Source organism: Rhizobium aureum (genome assembly GCF_030182495.1).
GTDB classification, from domain to species: Bacteria; Pseudomonadota; Alphaproteobacteria; order Rhizobiales; family Rhizobiaceae; genus Rhizobium; species Rhizobium tropici_C.
In genome coordinates, this window is record NZ_JAQJCI010000050.1 from 1 (window position 1) to 822 (window position 822).

General features: G+C 60.3%; 2 protein-coding genes. Both read left to right on the top strand.

What is annotated here, in order from left to right:
- The first annotated feature begins 78 nt into the window (after positions 1-78).
- On the top strand, positions 79-465 hold the full coding sequence (locus PH552_RS33665; RefSeq protein WP_113251703.1) for a transposase: 387 nt from the start codon (positions 79-81) through the stop codon (positions 463-465).
- The gene (gene tnpB / locus PH552_RS33670) at positions 462-806 is read left to right on the top strand and encodes an IS66 family insertion sequence element accessory protein TnpB (protein WP_069611408.1); all 345 of its coding nucleotides are present in this window, start codon (positions 462-464) and stop codon (positions 804-806) included. The genes PH552_RS33665 and tnpB overlap by 4 nt, the downstream gene beginning before the upstream one ends.
- Positions 807-822: the final 16 nt, after the last annotated feature.

Genomic DNA, 822 nt, shown 5'->3' on the forward strand with positions numbered 1-822 from the left:
CGTAAGCGCGTAGGCCACCCCACGTATCTTTCGGCCTGCTGATCGGCGATTTTCTGCATGAGTCATGCGGAGAATTCCATGAGCGACAGTGTGAATCACCCTCGAACCTTTGAGGTTTTGACGGCGGAGCCGGTGCGAAGACGACGCAAGCCGCGTGACTGGTCGGATGATGAGAAGGCGCGGATCGTGGCCGCGACGTTGCAGCCTGGGGCCAATGTCTCGGCGATTGCCCGGTCTGAAGGCTTGGATCCCTCGCAGCTTTATGGGTGGCGTCGCAAGGCACTGGCATCGGGAGTTGTTGCGCCCCTGACGGAGGGAATGGGCAAGGAGATCAAGTTCGCGCGCGTTGATACGATGAGCAGCGGCTCGGTCGATATTGTCATTGCGGATATGGTGGTGCGCGTCGGCGGCGAGTTCGACCCTGATCATCTGGTGAGGGTTCTACGGGCGGCTCGCAAGGCATGATCGCCTCCGGTGTGGTGGTTTATGTGTCGTGCCAGCCGGTCGACTTCCGCAAGGGGGCTGTCTCTTTGATGGCGCTGGTGCGGGATGGCGGCCTCGATCCCTTCAATGGCGCGCTTTACGTCTTCCGGTCGAAACGGGCTGATCGTATTCGTATTGTCTGGTGGGATGGCAGTGGTGTCTGCCTCTATTCGAAAACCCTGGAAGATCAAGGCTTCTGCTGGCCGGGCATATCGGCGGCACGGATACGTCTGGACCATTCTCAGCTGATGGCGTTGCTAGCCGGAATGGATTGGAAAAAGATCCGCCCGGCCAAGGTCCGGCGGCCCTTGTTGACGGGCTGACAGGGCCTGCGGCAAG